At 53.0% G+C, this 14,213-nt stretch carries 17 protein-coding genes and 1 pseudogene; 6 read left to right on the top strand and 12 right to left on the bottom strand.

Annotated features, from left to right (window positions below; all coding sequences use genetic code 11):
• Positions 1 to 150 precede the first annotated feature (150 nt).
• From HCK03_RS13465 to HCK03_RS13425, 9 genes are all read right to left on the bottom strand, one after another.
• On the bottom strand, positions 151 to 699 hold the full coding sequence (locus HCK03_RS13465) for a hypothetical protein (RefSeq protein WP_227503242.1): 549 nt from the start codon (positions 697 to 699) through the stop codon (positions 151 to 153).
• A 234-nt stretch (positions 700 to 933) separates the two neighbouring features.
• Positions 934 to 1,821, bottom strand: coding sequence for an alpha/beta fold hydrolase (locus HCK03_RS13460; protein ID WP_228283738.1), 888 nt, complete (start codon positions 1,819 to 1,821; stop codon positions 934 to 936).
• A 21-nt stretch (positions 1,822 to 1,842) separates the two neighbouring features.
• Positions 1,843 to 2,646 (bottom strand): pyrroline-5-carboxylate reductase family protein, encoded by an 804-nt coding sequence (locus HCK03_RS13455; protein ID WP_167691727.1) that lies wholly within the window; start codon positions 2,644 to 2,646, stop codon positions 1,843 to 1,845.
• A 13-nt stretch (positions 2,647 to 2,659) separates the two neighbouring features.
• Positions 2,660 to 3,412 (bottom strand): VOC family protein, encoded by a 753-nt coding sequence (locus tag HCK03_RS13450; protein ID WP_167691726.1) that lies wholly within the window; start codon positions 3,410 to 3,412, stop codon positions 2,660 to 2,662.
• Positions 3,412 to 3,933 carry an L-2-amino-thiazoline-4-carboxylic acid hydrolase gene (locus tag HCK03_RS13445; protein ID WP_041145571.1) on the bottom strand — a complete coding sequence of 174 codons (522 nt, stop codon included), beginning with the start codon at positions 3,931 to 3,933 and terminating at the stop codon, positions 3,412 to 3,414. The genes HCK03_RS13450 and HCK03_RS13445 overlap by 1 nt, the downstream gene beginning before the upstream one ends.
• Positions 3,934 to 3,955: 22 nt before the next feature.
• Positions 3,956 to 4,801, bottom strand: a complete 846-nt coding sequence (locus tag HCK03_RS13440; RefSeq protein WP_123552337.1) for a transporter substrate-binding domain-containing protein — start codon at positions 4,799 to 4,801, stop codon at positions 3,956 to 3,958.
• Positions 4,788 to 5,543, bottom strand: coding sequence for an amino acid ABC transporter permease (locus HCK03_RS13435; RefSeq protein WP_115192722.1), 756 nt, complete (start codon positions 5,541 to 5,543; stop codon positions 4,788 to 4,790). Before HCK03_RS13435 ends, HCK03_RS13440 begins: the two co-directional genes overlap by 14 nt.
• A gap of 9 nt (positions 5,544 to 5,552) precedes the next feature.
• A complete protein-coding gene (locus HCK03_RS13430) occupies positions 5,553 to 6,251 on the bottom strand; it encodes an ABC transporter permease subunit (protein WP_041145574.1) in 699 nt (232 codons plus the stop codon).
• Positions 6,252 to 6,261: 10 nt separating this feature from the next.
• Positions 6,262 to 6,945 (bottom strand): amino acid ABC transporter ATP-binding protein, encoded by a 684-nt coding sequence (locus HCK03_RS13425; RefSeq protein WP_228283737.1) that lies wholly within the window; start codon positions 6,943 to 6,945, stop codon positions 6,262 to 6,264.
• Here HCK03_RS13425 and HCK03_RS26370 point away from each other — a divergent pair.
• Positions 6,866 to 7,159: a hypothetical protein gene (locus tag HCK03_RS26370; protein ID WP_227699924.1), complete on the top strand. Its 294-nt coding sequence runs from the start codon at positions 6,866 to 6,868 to the stop codon at positions 7,157 to 7,159. The two genes, HCK03_RS13425 and HCK03_RS26370, sit on opposite strands and share 80 nt — an antisense overlap.
• Before the next feature lie 220 nt (positions 7,160 to 7,379).
• Here HCK03_RS26370 and HCK03_RS13420 read toward each other — a convergent pair whose 3' ends face one another.
• From HCK03_RS13420 to HCK03_RS13410, 3 genes are all read right to left on the bottom strand, one after another.
• Positions 7,380 to 7,865, bottom strand: coding sequence for a GNAT family N-acetyltransferase (locus HCK03_RS13420; RefSeq protein ID WP_076947544.1), 486 nt, complete (start codon positions 7,863 to 7,865; stop codon positions 7,380 to 7,382).
• A complete protein-coding gene (locus HCK03_RS13415; RefSeq protein ID WP_115192720.1) occupies positions 7,853 to 8,119 on the bottom strand; it encodes a type II toxin-antitoxin system TacA family antitoxin in 267 nt (88 codons plus the stop codon). Before HCK03_RS13415 ends, HCK03_RS13420 begins: the two co-directional genes overlap by 13 nt.
• A 138-nt stretch (positions 8,120 to 8,257) precedes the next feature.
• Positions 8,258 to 8,860 (bottom strand): DJ-1/PfpI family protein, encoded by a 603-nt coding sequence (locus HCK03_RS13410; RefSeq protein WP_167691725.1) that lies wholly within the window; start codon positions 8,858 to 8,860, stop codon positions 8,258 to 8,260.
• 690 nt (positions 8,861 to 9,550) lie between these two features.
• Here HCK03_RS13410 and HCK03_RS13405 point away from each other — a divergent pair.
• The 5 genes and pseudogenes from HCK03_RS13405 to HCK03_RS13385 form a co-directional block, all read left to right on the top strand.
• Positions 9,551 to 10,576, top strand: coding sequence for an amino acid ABC transporter substrate-binding protein (locus HCK03_RS13405; RefSeq protein ID WP_041145578.1), 1,026 nt, complete (start codon positions 9,551 to 9,553; stop codon positions 10,574 to 10,576).
• A 65-nt stretch (positions 10,577 to 10,641) separates the two neighbouring features.
• Complete coding sequence (locus HCK03_RS13400) at positions 10,642 to 11,820, top strand: amino acid ABC transporter permease (protein ID WP_115192718.1); 1,179 nt, start codon at positions 10,642 to 10,644, stop codon at positions 11,818 to 11,820.
• Positions 11,821 to 11,835: 15 nt separating this feature from the next.
• A complete protein-coding gene (locus HCK03_RS13395) occupies positions 11,836 to 12,936 on the top strand; it encodes an amino acid ABC transporter permease (protein WP_141334603.1) in 1,101 nt (366 codons plus the stop codon).
• Positions 12,937 to 12,944: 8 nt separating this feature from the next.
• Positions 12,945 to 13,706 (top strand): amino acid ABC transporter ATP-binding protein, encoded by a 762-nt coding sequence (locus HCK03_RS13390; RefSeq protein WP_041145581.1) that lies wholly within the window; start codon positions 12,945 to 12,947, stop codon positions 13,704 to 13,706.
• Positions 13,707 to 14,048: 342 nt separating this feature from the next.
• Positions 14,049 to 14,156, top strand: a pseudogene (locus HCK03_RS13385) (glyoxalase III HchA); the annotation flags it as partial.
• Between the last annotated feature and the right edge of the window lie 57 nt (positions 14,157 to 14,213).

Below are 14,213 nucleotides of genomic sequence, written 5' to 3'. Positions count from 1 at the left end.
GTTGTTATTCGCTGCAGGTTCGAAAATCGCGCGCCCGCCTATGTCGCTACTGGGCGCGTCTACGTTGAAAGATACGATGAGTTGACTGATTCAGCGGCGATTCGCGAGATCGAAATCGCCGCTCACCTGAAAGCATGGCGGCCGCCGGTTTTACCTAAAGCTCCACTGTGCTGTAATGACAAATACGGATGGAATGATGATGCCAACGTCCATCCCAAAGTAAGAGGTAAAGTTATACTGAAAGCCATGATAGATATAGGGAGAAAAGCCTATTCCTGTTGCTTTCTTAAAATCATGATAAGACCCATGATCGCCGCAATCACTGAAAGCATCAAAGAAAAACTCACCCACGTAGCCATATATTCCTTTGAAAACCCAGCCGGTATCCCACCCTACCCAATCTCTTCTTACACCGGCAGCCAGGCATCGGTCATCAAAGCTGTTTTTCATCGTACCTAGCACAAAACTGTATTTTGAATCCTCTGAGAATTTACGCTCCACGGAGATGAAGTTATTTTCAAAATTCTCAGTATACTGCCCGTGGTTGTTGGTTAAATGATATACGTATGAGCCCGTATTGAGTGAGTACAGGTTTATTTCATCCGCAGAACAGTGCCATGTAGCCAGAAATAAACTTCCGCACCACAGCCATGCGGGATATCGTTGCCGGCCATCCCGTTTATATCGCGCATTATCCATATTCCCTCACATTGACTAAGGTGCTGATATTATGCTGCTTATCCTGGGCTTTGAGCTGTACAAATTTTAGCATACTTCAGCACACTCGGGAGATGCGCGATACGGGTTGTATAGAGCAGTTCAGCCGCATATTCTGCACAACGAAATGGCGTCCATGCCGGATGGTCATCGTCTTTCACACCCTTTCGCTCATTTCAGCTTTTACTGCGCGGTACTTTTTTCACCGCCATGCACTCACTTGTAATCGATAAAGTTCAGGATAGCCTCGTTGAACTCTTTCGGTGCCTGAATAAACGCGAAGTGGCTGGTATTGGGTAAAATCAACAACCCGGCATTCGGGATGGTGTTAGCAATATATTCCAGATGCTCCCGCACAATGGCCTCGTCACGATCGCCATCAACAATCAGCACCGGGGCCGTGATTTTCCTGAGATCGTCATCGCTCCAGTTGGGCTGTGTGGCCCACATATGGCTTATCTGTTCGACAAAGGCATCGTACTGGTCGGGCGTTTTTGACAGCTTGCGATATTCATTCCCGGCCCGATCGATATAGCTGGCAAAGACCGGGTTCTTTTCGGTATCAGGTTTGACGCCGCTGGTTTTCGTATTGGGGGCAAAGGAGAAAATGCGGTTCACGCGGGTCGGATGGCGAATAGCCAAATCGATCCCAATAATTCCCCCATCGCTCCAGCCGACAATATCCGCTTTCTTAATATTCAGATGATCGAGCAACGCCACCACATCATCACTCATTAAGTCGTAGCTGTAAGGGCGCTCGTCACGCGTGCTGCGTCCATGGCCCCGGCTATCAACTACGATGACCTTATGATGCTTCGCCAGCGCTGCAACCTGTTGACCCCAGTAATCGGAATTCGCCAGCCCGCCGTGGAGCAAAACCACCGGCGTTCCCTCCCCGGTGGTGGCGTAATAGAGCTGGATTCCGTTTACGCTAGCATACGCGGGTTTTAACGCGGCGACAGGAGCTGGCGTTGGCGGCAAATTTTTCCAGCGCTCCCCCCAGGCTATCGGGGATTGCGGGGTCACCGACCAGGCCGCAGAGGTGCCCAACGTCCCCATCACGCAGAGGAGTCCGGCGAGGAATAGCGTGTTTTTTCTCTTCATAGCGATCGCTCCTGATAACGTTTACTGCGCCTCACCCAACTCACGGGTGCGTTTCACCGCCGCCAGCACGCTGCGTTGCAGACCTGCAGCGAAATCGCTGTTGTTAAGCTCATACAGCCCATGGATCCCGACGCCAGCCGGCGAGTTGTTGATATCGAGTAGCTGCCTCGGGTGTTTCTGGCTCAGGCGCAGCATCTCTATCGCCCCCTGCAGATTTTCCAGAACCACCTCAGTTGCCTGCGCGCGCGACAGGCCGGCCAGCACGCCCGCATCGGTAAACGACTCGATAAAGTAATAAATGTAGTTCGGCCCGGCGACGCCGAAGCCGGTAAAGATATCAATAAGCCGTTCCGGCAGGTAAAGCACCTTGCCAAAACCGCTGAGAAAAGGCGCCACCCGTTCGGGAATTGCCTGCGCGTTCAGAACCACCCCGCTGTAGCCAAAGCCGGTATCGGTAAGCGTATTAGGGATAACCCGGGCAATGGGGTTTTCCGCCCCCAATACGGTTTCGAGTTTGTGCAGCGTCACCCCGGCAATCAGTGAGATCGTCGTCGTTGCGGCAGAAAGATGAGGCCGAATACGTTCGGCCACGCTCGACAAATTGTCCTGCGGGCGGATCCCCAGCACCACCAGTTCGGCCTCGCGCAACGCATCGTCTTGCGGCGGTTTCCGCGCCAGGCCATAGCGTTCAGCGAGCGCTGCGATACGGCCCGGATCGATATCCTCCAGCGAAATCTCTTCCGCGCGCAGCGTCCCCGCCGCCAGCGAGGCTCGAATAATGGCCTCCGCCATTTGTCCGGCACCAATAAAATGTACATTTGCCATGCGCAGTGACTCCTTATTGAAAGCGATATTCGCCGTTACCGACGCGAAAGCGTTGGCCTTTCAGCGCCGGGTCAGAGACCTTAAAGACCAGTTCGACTAACCGGTTGTCCTGCCCCTGGAGAAAAACAAAGCGCTGTTGCCCCACAGCCAGCCCCTCCGGCAGCTCATTGAACCCGAACAGCGCGTGCCAGTGCGCACGCGCGGCCTGCGGGTCTTGCACCGCAAAAACTGCGCTCTGCAATGTGACCTCGCCTGCGGGATGCGGCCCGTCGAGCCCCTGAGCACGTAGCCGCGTCAGCCGTGCGTCATCGCCCTCTCCCCACTGCAGAATAAAGGGATACGGCAGGCCGTTAAAATCCCCATCGACGGTGAAAATACGCCAGCTAATGATATTGCCCTGCGGATCGTTACGCTGGCCGTCGACAATCGGAGAGACATTCAGCCCCTTGCTGCGCAACTCCGCATGCGTCTGGTTAATATCATCCGTGCGCAGCGCCACCCGATGCAGCGCCTGGTTTTCCGGCAGCAGCTGTGCCGCGTCGCGGGAGAGCAAAAAATCGGCCTGCGCCGACGCCAGCTCGGCACGATCGTAGATGGCGAGAAATTCGATATAGGTCAGTCCGAAATAGCTGAGCGCATTCCAGGTCCCCCAGCCAGGATGACGCCCGCCGGCAAGTGCGTTGAGCTTGTGGTCGGCAAACGTGGCAATCGCTTCGTCCGGTTGGTTCACAAACTGAACGGCGTGATCCCATTTTAATGTTGTCATTAAGCCTCCTGAGTCTGGTAGAAACGCAGGCGGCAGGCAGCATCACCCCGCGCCAGCGCGGCCTCAACCGCTAACTGCATGCCCTCGAATGCATCGGTTAACGCATGATCCCCTGCCATGCAAATATCACACAGCGTCTCAATCTGGCGGGCATCGCGCCCCTGCTGACGCCAGCAGTTGACGTAAGGGCAATAATGGAACAGCACAATAAACTCTGACGGACTGACCGAAACGGTCTCCATTTCGTAAACCCGCGATTCCAGCCCGCGGGTAAATAGAGCGGCAAACTCCTGCAAATCGTTGCCGCGACGCATCTTCGCGCGTACGGAATGCCCGATATCTCGGCCATAACGGCGGATAGCGGCGCGCGCATAATCGTCGGGCTGATTGCGCTGCCGGGATTCATCAAGCAAATAGCCAAGCGTTGCGGCGCGCTTTTCGGTGATCGCGCGCAGCGCAAGGGTAACGTCGTCGTCCAGGCTCGGCGCGTTGTGCCCCGAAGCGGGCTGTTGTGTCTTCATCAGGCAGCACTCCCCTAAACAATCATTCCCAGTCGGTGTTCACTTTGACGTTTTCCGCCCCCGGTAAAGCGTAAACATCTTCGTCGTACCACTTGCGGGACAGTTCGGCGAGCGTGCCGTCTTTTTTGAGGGCGGCAAGCTCATTGTCGACGGCTTCAATCAGTTTCGGGTCAGCATTCTTTTTGTATAAATAGACGTTGGGGAACAAGCCGACGGACTCAGAGGCTTTCAGATTAAGATTGAGGGCTTTGTTTAACGCCAATAATGCGCCAATCGGGTAAATAGCCGCATCGTACTCTCCTGAGGCAACGGCTTTGAAAATGTCCGCCGCAGATTGCTCGCCGTTCGGCTGGAGATTGATTTGCTGGCCAGGGTGCTTTTTGTTGTAGTTATCGATAACGGTATAGCGCGCATCAGATGTATGAATCGGCACCAGTTTCTTCTTACCGCCGGCAAGATCTCCCAGCGTATGAATATCATTTTCGTTGTTACGCACAATTAAACGCAGGTCGCTGATACCCGAAGGCTGGCCTGAGTGCGCATACTGTGCCGCGCGCTCTTTCGTGAGATAAAAATGATCCGCTGCGAGGGTATAGGCGCCGGTGGACAAACCGACGATCATCGCATCCCGGGAGACCGCATTAAAATGGAACTTATAGTTGGTGAGCTGCCGATCGATGATTTTTAGTAACTCACCGTCGTAGCCGGTAATGTTGTTATTATCATCCACAAAGCTGAACGGGAATCCGTTCGCATTGACCACCACCTCAACGGTTTGCGCATTCGCGCTTTTTTCGGCCGCCTGGGCCATCGTTACCTGCATTGCCAACAGCAGCGAACCCAACATTAACACCTTATTTTTGAACATACTTCTTTCCCCAAAATGAGTGAGATGGAACCACTTTTGGCGCATGGCTTTTCCACCGGTTACTGAGATACGCCTCGATATGTCGCAATATCCGGGTAAGCACCAGACAGAGCGCAATATAAATAATCAGAACGATGCAGTAGGCCTCCACGTAATGAAAACCACGCGCTGCAGCAATATTCGCCTTTGCCATCACATCAACCACCGTGATGGTATAAACCAGCGACGTATCCTTGATCAGGTCAATCAGGACGCTGGTGTAGTTGGGTAAAGCGGAGACCGCCGCCTGCGGAAAAATAATGCGCCGAAACTGGGTAAAACCGGTCAGGCCTATCGACCAGGCGGCTTCTCGCTGCCCCTTTTCAACCGAATTCCACGCCGAACGAAACGTCTCTGCGAAATACGCGCTAAACACCACTGAAAACGCGGCTACGGCGGCCACCAGCGGCGAGAGCTTGTAGCTGAACGGGGTATCCTGCGCTCCACCAAAAAGCCCGTTTGCAAGCCACGGCCAGACGTAAAACACAAAATAGAGCATCACCAGCATGGGGATCGAGCGCCCAAAAGAGATAAACACCGTGACCAGATATTTCACGTAAGGCACGTTGCGGATCATCACCCAGGCCAGAATGGCTCCTGACAGCGTCGAGAAAATTAAAGATAAAAAGGTAATCAGCAAGGTTATCGGTAGCGCGCTGAGTATAAAGGCGAAATTATCCCGGATAAAATCGATGCTAAACATAGTCGTGTTTTACTCCAGTAAATATTGATACTTTTTCTCAATGCGGGTAGTGAGATAAAAGATAATAACATTAAGCAACCAGTAAATAAGAATGACGCTAATAAATGCCGCGACCTGCTTCGCACCATAGCTGTTCTGCGATATTTTCTGTGCCCGACCAAAAATATCAACAATACCGATAATATTAACCAACGAGGTCATCTTTACGAGGTTGATTAACAGATTGCCAAAATTGGGAATGGCGATAATGAGCCCTTGCGGGAAAATGACATGGGCGATGCCAATATACCAGGGAATATTCAGACTCCGTAGCGCCTCTTTTTGTCCTGCATCTACGGCGTTCCATGCCGAGCGCAGCATTTCTGCAAAATAGGGGCTAATGCCAACCGAAATAGATAATATGGCAAAGGTCATATCGCTAATCAGTAACGCCGGCAGCTCAAGCGCTGAGAGGATCAGTTTGCCGCCGAAGAAGAACAGCAGGATTAACAGAGCCAGCGGCGCCCCGCGCAGCACATCGGTATAGGCTTTCGCAAGCCAGCTCAGTAGCGATGAACGGCTAAACTGTAGGACCGCCGCCACCAGCCCAAGCGCCAGGCCGAGCAGCAGAGAGGCCAGCGTAATGCCCAGCGTGACCGGTAGGTTTTCCAGTAATTTCGGCACAATGAACAGCAGATCGTCGAGAGTAAATAGCGGTTGTGGATTCATCGCGTTGACCTCAGGCGTGGAAACGTAATCGGGCCAGAAACGCCTGCGTCCGCGTGTGCAACGCCGCCCCAAAAATCTGCTCAGGCGGCCCCTGCTCCACGATCTCGCCATTTTCCATAAACACCACTCTGGAGGCGACCTGACGGGCAAACTCCATTTCATGAGTCACGATAATCATCGTTTGCCCGTTAGCGGCAATGTCCTGGATAAGCGTCAGGACTTCGCCCACTTTTTCCGGATCGAGGGCTGAAGTCGGTTCATCCAGCAACAGCACGGCCGGGTTAATTGCCAACGCGCGGGCAATGCCAATACGCTGTTTCTGCCCGCCAGAAAGGCTGTTCGGATAATGGTCTTTTTTATGCAATAGCCCGACCTGTTTTAGCAGCCGTTCGGCGACCGCCACCGCCTCCTGACGGGGTCGTTTCTGCGCATAAATCAGGCCTTCGGTGATATTTTGCAACGCGGTGAGATTGTGAAACAAATTCCAGGACTGAAAAACCATTGCGGTTTTCGCGCGTATTTTTGCAATCTCTTTTTTTCCGGCTTTCGCGCAGTCGACAACCGCATCATCGATCTCTATTTTTCCGCTGTCGGCAGGTTCGAGAAAATTCAGCGTGCGCAATAATGTCGTTTTTCCTGAGCCGCTCGGGCCAATAATGCAGATAACTTCTCCGGTATTAATGGCAAGCGACACCTCTTTTAGTATTGGTTCGCCAGTAAAACTTTTACTGATTTTATTAATAGCAATCATTATTTTATTTTCGCAGCGAGCTATCCCTGATAAATGCGCAACGGTGGCATTTATTTCTTTTCTAAAACTATATTGCCGCGAAGGCTATCAAGACAAACAAGAAAAAAACATATCGAAAGTTGAAAAACAGATTTCCGCCGCCTGCCATTTTTGCTGAAAATAGCATATTCAGACTCTTGCGAGGATATAAAAGGCGAAGAGAAGAACGATCCGCTATTTATCGGCGCGGATCGTGGGTGACATTCTTTTTTTAGCCGCTCACCGCTGCGCCGCGATGGTTCACCCGCTGCCGACTAAAGCGATTAGCCCAGCAAATTGTACTGACCCCAAAAAGTTGGACAGATTAACCGAGGCATCAGAGAAAGAGTCCATTTGCATTACTGAGGGAGTCTGAGGAACAATGTTCGCGGCTGAGTTTGTGATGGTTTGAAACCATGGTGAATGTAGAAATTTTTGGCTTCTTCTGTGAGCGCATGAACCATGATTGCACGTACACCAATATTCTCGGCAACCCGATAGCAACGAAGCACTGCATCATGAAGTAAATCAGCGCCAAGCCCTTTTCCGCGCAATGAGAGATCGACAGCAAGGCGGGCAAGTATAATGACAGGGATGGGATCTGGCATATTACGCCGAAGATTCCCTGTCGCTTCAGTATGATTGACGCTCCCGGTGGCCAGAGAGTAAAAGCCAGCTATTTGCTTTGTATCTTTCTTACATACCACAAACGTTCTGGCGGCTCCGAGAGCCTGGTTTTTAAGGCCTTTGTGCTTTAACCAGTCATCGAGTACAGTCTCACCGCTGACGAACTCAGCCACCTGATGAAAAGCGGACAGAGGTTCTGGTGCTGTTACGTGTCCCACTGGGGTTTCCTTGCCAGCAGTTTTTCGATGATGGGATCATCTGCGACAGGTGCATCAAGCATATCGATGAACTCCGCATATTGCTCATCGTTAAAGTTAAATACCCGGCGATCGAGGATCACATTCTCGGCAGCCTGACAGGCCATTTCAAGAATGAAATCTGTACGTGACTTGTGGAGGATTTCCGCAGCCGCATCTATGAGCGCCCGCTGCGATTCCTTAGCTCTAAGGTTAAGTTGAACATCTGATTTCATAAGACTCCCTTGTATAGCGTTTGCTTTACAAGCATAGCACAACGATTATGTATAGCAAATGCTATACGTCAAACTTTGACTTTCTCCCTCACTGGGTGCAGTTCACAAAGAGCCTGCAGGCTGGAGGCTATCAGCACCCTAAATCGTTGGTTTGTTCTCGGTCCAGTCAAATTCCAGCTGTTTCGCGGTAAGCTCCGCAAGCGCTCTGTCAGAAAAGCGTTCGACTAAATGCAGACTCATATCAATACCCGCTGAAATCCCGGCGGAGGAGACAATGGCGCCCTCATCTACCCAACGTAATCCTTCTTTTACTAAGACTTGTGGAAACATCATGCGGAAATCTGCAATATCCTCCCAGTGCGTGGTGGCGGATTTAGCGGATAAAATGCCGGATTTAGCGAGCAAAAAAGAGCCGGTACACACTGAAGCGGTAATTACCGTTTTTAACGATTGCTGGTATATCCATTCAATGACGCCACTCTTTGCCAGCTCCGCATCAACAATCCCGCCAGGGATAATCAGGCAATCTATGGGGGGATGATTATCTATCGTGGCTTCAGGGGAAAGCTGCAGTCCTGCGCGGGCCCGTATGGTTTCCCGCGTTTCGCCTACCGTAAAGACGTTAAACAACGGTATCTCACCCCGATGAACCCTGGAGGCACAGGTGAAGACTTCATAAGGCCCGGCAAAATCGAGGACTTCAACATTATCAAAAATATAGATCCCGACCTGTATCGACATAGATTAACTCCCTCGATAGTGCGTAGAAGCAGGAAAAATCGTTATCGCGCCAACGAATATCAGCGCCAGGCTAAAACCGGCCATCCTAACCGAGCGCCCGCACGGTCCTTTAACTCACGATATTATTATCCGTCGGGGCTGAATGTTGCCAATACGAATTAAACATTACCCTGGCATCTTCGGTATGAACTGATGCCCGTTATCTGGGATGTTACCCGGCGTTTTGCCACCTTTGCATTCGCAACGAATGAAACAGTAACCCCCTTAATGGTAACGATAGTTGCAGTTAATACGCTGAGGTTTTGCCGGTAAATCTCACGCTCCCGTCTGCGGTATTACGCCCCTCTTCTCCTGGCCTCACCCTGCTATCCCTTGAGGCCTGCCAGTGAATGAAATGCCGACCCCGTCAGCATGCGCCCTTCTTCGTCGTGCACTCTGCTTTCTTATCGTGAAACTTTTGCACTCATTTTGCCCACGATGACTCGTCTTGTTCCCTTTTAGTGCTCATGCGTAACCGTAACTTTGCTGATGATTCAGATAACAAAGCGCTCTTCCTATGAATTTCAGCGATCTATAAACATGGCATCAAAATTGCCTTAACAAAAACGGCGGACCGCCACAGGAAAAAACGCACGGTACAGTGCTCAACACAACCACATAACAACACGACTTATCCACACAGGATGATTTATGAAAAAAATAATGTTCTCCACCCTTGTCGCCGCAGCCTCTCTGCTCGCGGTCGCACAGCAGGCACATGCTGGCACCACTTTGGATGCAATTAAGAAGAAAGGGTTTGTTCAATGCGGTATCAGTGATGGTCTGCCGGGCTTCTCTTACGCCGATGCGAACGGCAAATTCACCGGGATTGATGTTGATGTCTGTCGCGCGACTGCGGCAGCGGTGTTTGGCGATGCCAGCAAGGTTAAATACACCCCGCTGACGGCAAAAGAGCGCTTTACCGCCCTGCAATCAGGCGAAGTGGATATTTTATCGCGTAACACCACCTGGACCTCTTCACGCGACGGCGGAATGGGATTCATATTCGCGGGCGTCAACTATTATGACGGCATCGGCTTCCTGACCCACCAAAAGGCTGGCCTCAAAAGCGCGAAAGAGCTGGATGGCGCCACCGTCTGTATCCAGGCCGGTACGGATACCGAGCTGAACGTAGCCGATTACTTCAAAGCCAACAAAATGCAATACACGCCGGTGACCTTTGACCGCTCTGACGAATCAGCGAAAGCCCTCGACAGCGGCCGCTGCGACACCCTGGCTTCCGACCAGTCTCAGCTGTACGCGCTGCGTATTAAGCTGGGCAAACCGGATGAGTTTATCGTTCTGCCGGAAGTTATTTCGAAAGAGCCTCTGGGGCCCGTCGTGCGCCGCGGGGATGACGACTGGTTCACTATCGTTAAATGGTCGCTGTACGCCATGCTCAACGCTGAAGAAATGGGGATCAGCTCGAAAAACGTCGATCAGATGGCGGCAAAACCGTCCAACCCGGACATCGCTCACCTGCTGGGCTCTGAAGGCGACTTTGGCAAAGACCTGAAGCTCGACAATAAATGGGCGTTCAACATTATTAAACAGGTCGGTAACTACCAGGAGAGCTTTGACCGCAACGTCGGTAAAGACAGCGCTCTGAAAATCGCGCGCGGCCAGAATGCGCTCTGGAACCAGGGCGGCATCCAGTACGCACCGCCGGTACGCTAATCTGCCTTCCAGTTGGGTACCGCACCCCGCGGTACCCGGTGCGATTTTTTCATTGAGGTTTCAACATGTCTCAACGCCCAACCGTAAAAAGGGATTTTTCGTTCGGTAATCCTACGGTTCGCGCCTGGCTTTACCAGATAGTCGCCATTGTCGCCGTGTTTGCCGTTGTCGGATATCTGATCCACAACACGGTGATCAACCTGGCCAATCGCGGTATTACATCCGGTTTTGGTTTTCTTGAGCGCAGTGCCGGTTTCGGCATTATCCAACACCTGATTGATTACACTGAAGGTGACACTTACGCGCGCGTCTTCCTTGTGGGGTTAACCAATACCCTGCTGGTTTCCGCGCTGTGCATTGTTTTCGCCTCCATTCTCGGATTCTTTATCGGTCTCGCGCGTCTGTCCGATAACTGGCTGCTGCGCAAGCTCTCGACCATTTACATCGAGACGTTTCGCAATATTCCGCCGTTGTTGCAGATTTTCTTCTGGTATTTCGCCGTGCTGCGTAATCTCCCTGGCCCACGCGAGGCATTAAGCGCATTCGATCTGGCGTTTGTCAGCAACCGCGGTCTTTACATCCCGTGGCCCACCTATGCGCCAGGCAGCTGGCCATTCGTTATCGCCCTGGCGCTGGCGATCGCCGGCAGCATTGGATTACGGCATTACAACCGCCAACACCAGCTGAAGACCGGTCAGCTGCGCCGCACATGGCCGATAGCCGCAGCGATAATCGTCGTCTTCCCGCTGATAGCGCATATGCTGTTTGGCGCCGCCACCCACTGGGATATCCCGCAGCTCCGTGGATTTAACTTCCGTGGCGGGTTCGTCATGATCCCGGAGCTGGCTTCGCTGACGCTGGCGCTGTCGATCTACACCTCTTCGTTTATTGCTGAAGTGATTCGCTCCGGTATCCAGTCGGTCCCACATGGACAGAGTGAAGCGGCCCGCTCGCTAGGTTTGCCAAATCCGGTGACCATGCGGCAGGTGATCATCCCCCAGGCAATGCGGGTCATCATTCCACCGCTGACCAGTCAGTATCTCAACATCGTGAAAAACTCGTCGCTGGCGGCGGCGATCGGCTACCCGGATATGGTCTCTCTGTTTGCCGGTACGGTGCTGAATCAGACCGGCCAGGCTATCGAGACCATTGCCATCACCATGGCGGTCTACCTGATCATCAGCCTGATTATTTCGCTGCTGATGAACATCTACAACCGCAAAATCGCGCTGGTTGAGCGTTAAGAGAACGGAATGACTATGTCTGTTACCACACATGAAACACCCCCGGCGCCCACCAATCCGGCGAGTAAAGCCTGGGCCTGGGCACGTAAGCATCTGTTCTCCAGCGGGTTCAATACGCTGCTGACGCTGCTGTGCCTGTGGATTATCTGGACCCTGATTCCCCCGGCGCTGAACTGGCTGGTGTTCAAGGCAAACTGGCTGGGTACAACCCGCGCCGACTGTACCAAAGAAGGCGCCTGCTGGGTGTTTATCCACGCGCGCTTTGGCCAGTTTATGTATGGGCTCTATCCTCACGAGCTCCGCTGGCGTATCAACCTCGCGCTGGTGATTGGCCTGCTGTCCATCATCCCGATGTTTATCAAATCCATGCCGCGCCGGGGCCGCTATATCGCCTGCTGGGCGGTGGCCTATCCTCTCCTCGTCTGGGTCCTGCTGTACGGCGGTTTTTTGGGCCTCGATCGCGTCGAGACCCGCCAGTGGGGTGGTCTGACGCTGACGCTGATTATCGCTTCTGTCGGGATTGCCGGGGCGCTGCCATTGGGGATTTTGCTGGCGCTGGGACGTCGTTCAACCATGCCGGTCGTTCGCACGCTGTCGGTGATTTTTATCGAGTTCTGGCGAGGCGTGCCGCTGATTACCGTGCTGTTTATGTCCTCGGTGATGCTGCCGCTGTTTATGGCTGAAGGCACCACCATCGATAAGCTGGTGCGCGCGCTGGTCGGGGTTATTCTGTTCCAGTCGGCCTACATCGCGGAAGTGGTGCGCGGCGGATTACAGGCGCTGCCCAAAGGGCAATATGAAGCGGCTGAATCGCTGGCGCTGGGTTACTGGAAAACACAGTTTCTGGTCATTCTTCCCCAGGCGCTCAAGCTCACTATTCCCGGCCTGGTCAACACCATCATCGCGTTGTTTAAAGATACCAGCCTGGTGATCATCATCGGCCTGTTCGATCTATTCAGCAGCGTACAGCAGGCAACGGTTGACCCCACCTGGCTTGGCATGTCGACGGAGGGTTACGTTTTTGCCGCTCTCGTCTACTGGATTTTCTGTTTTAGCATGTCGCGCTACAGCCAGTATCTGGAAAAGCGCTTTCACACCGGGCGTACATCGCACTGAGGTTTTACATGACACACTCTATGACTAATTCTGCTGAAGCGATGATGATTTCGCTCGAAAATGTGAATAAATGGTACGGTCAGTTCCACGTATTGAAAGATATTAACCTGCAGGTGAAGCCCCGCGAGCGGATTGTACTCTGCGGCCCCTCTGGCTCGGGTAAATCGACCACCATCCGCTGCATCAATCACCTGGAAGAACATCAGCAAGGGCGTATCGTCGTTGATGGCATTCATCTCAACGATGATGTCCGCAACATAGAACGGGTGCGAACTGAAGTTGGCATGGTATTTCAACACTTTAATCTTTTTCCTCACCTGACCGTTTTGCAGAACTGTACGTTGGCGCCGACCTGGGTGCGTAAGATGCCAACGAAGGAAGCGGAAGCGCTGGCAATGCACTATCTGCAGCGCGTCCGTATTGCTGAGCATGCGCATAAGTTCCCGGGGCAACTGTCCGGTGGTCAGCAGCAGCGCGTAGCCATTGCCCGTTCACTGTGCATGAAGCCAAAAATCATGCTGTTTGATGAACCCACCTCAGCGCTTGATCCGGAGATGGTCAAAGAGGTGCTCGATACCATGATTGGCCTGGCGGAAGACGGCATGACGATGCTGTGCGTCACCCATGAAATGGGCTTTGCGCGCACGGTCGCTGACCGGGTTATCTTTATGGACCGCGGCGAGATTGTCGAACAGGCTCCGCCGCAGGAGTTCTTCGCCCATCCAAAATCAGAACGTACCCGCGCGTTTCTGTCGCAGGTTATTCACTAAACCTTAATCACTAAACCTGAAAGGACGTCACGGCTTAAATACCCCTCAGCGTCGGCAGAGCGGGTATTTAAGCGTTCGTTTATCGCGTCACGGTCAATCAGGGGAGCAATCACGCGGCAGACCTACCGCAATAGCCAGGGCGAGCGTTGCTCTGCCATCAACAACGGGCCGTCCTCATCTCCAGCCGTTAACCCGCGTGTCCAGAAGATTCCGGGAGTCAGTCGCTGAAGGCTATCCCTCATTGCGGCCTGTGGCCGGTTTACCTAAGCTAAAGCTGTAATGTAAATCGCCCATAAGGAGATCATCATGACCGGCTTACCCGCCCCCGATGCCGCTGAAGATAAAGTCCACAAAGACCGGCGCCTGTTGACCGGCGACAGCCCGCTGGCCTCCAACAATCCCGGCAAGCTGGCCGCAGAAACGCCGCTTGCCGACGTCGCGGCGCGATGAACGGCGCCAATGCTGATGAACCCTTTTCAGCCGCACTCGCCGCCAGTCGCCCTGACG

Source organism: Klebsiella terrigena, from assembly GCF_012029655.1.
Taxonomy (GTDB): domain Bacteria; phylum Pseudomonadota; class Gammaproteobacteria; order Enterobacterales; family Enterobacteriaceae; genus Klebsiella; species Klebsiella terrigena.
The sequence above is the reverse complement of the archived record's forward strand: the minus strand, read 5'-3'. Positions and strand labels throughout refer to the sequence as shown.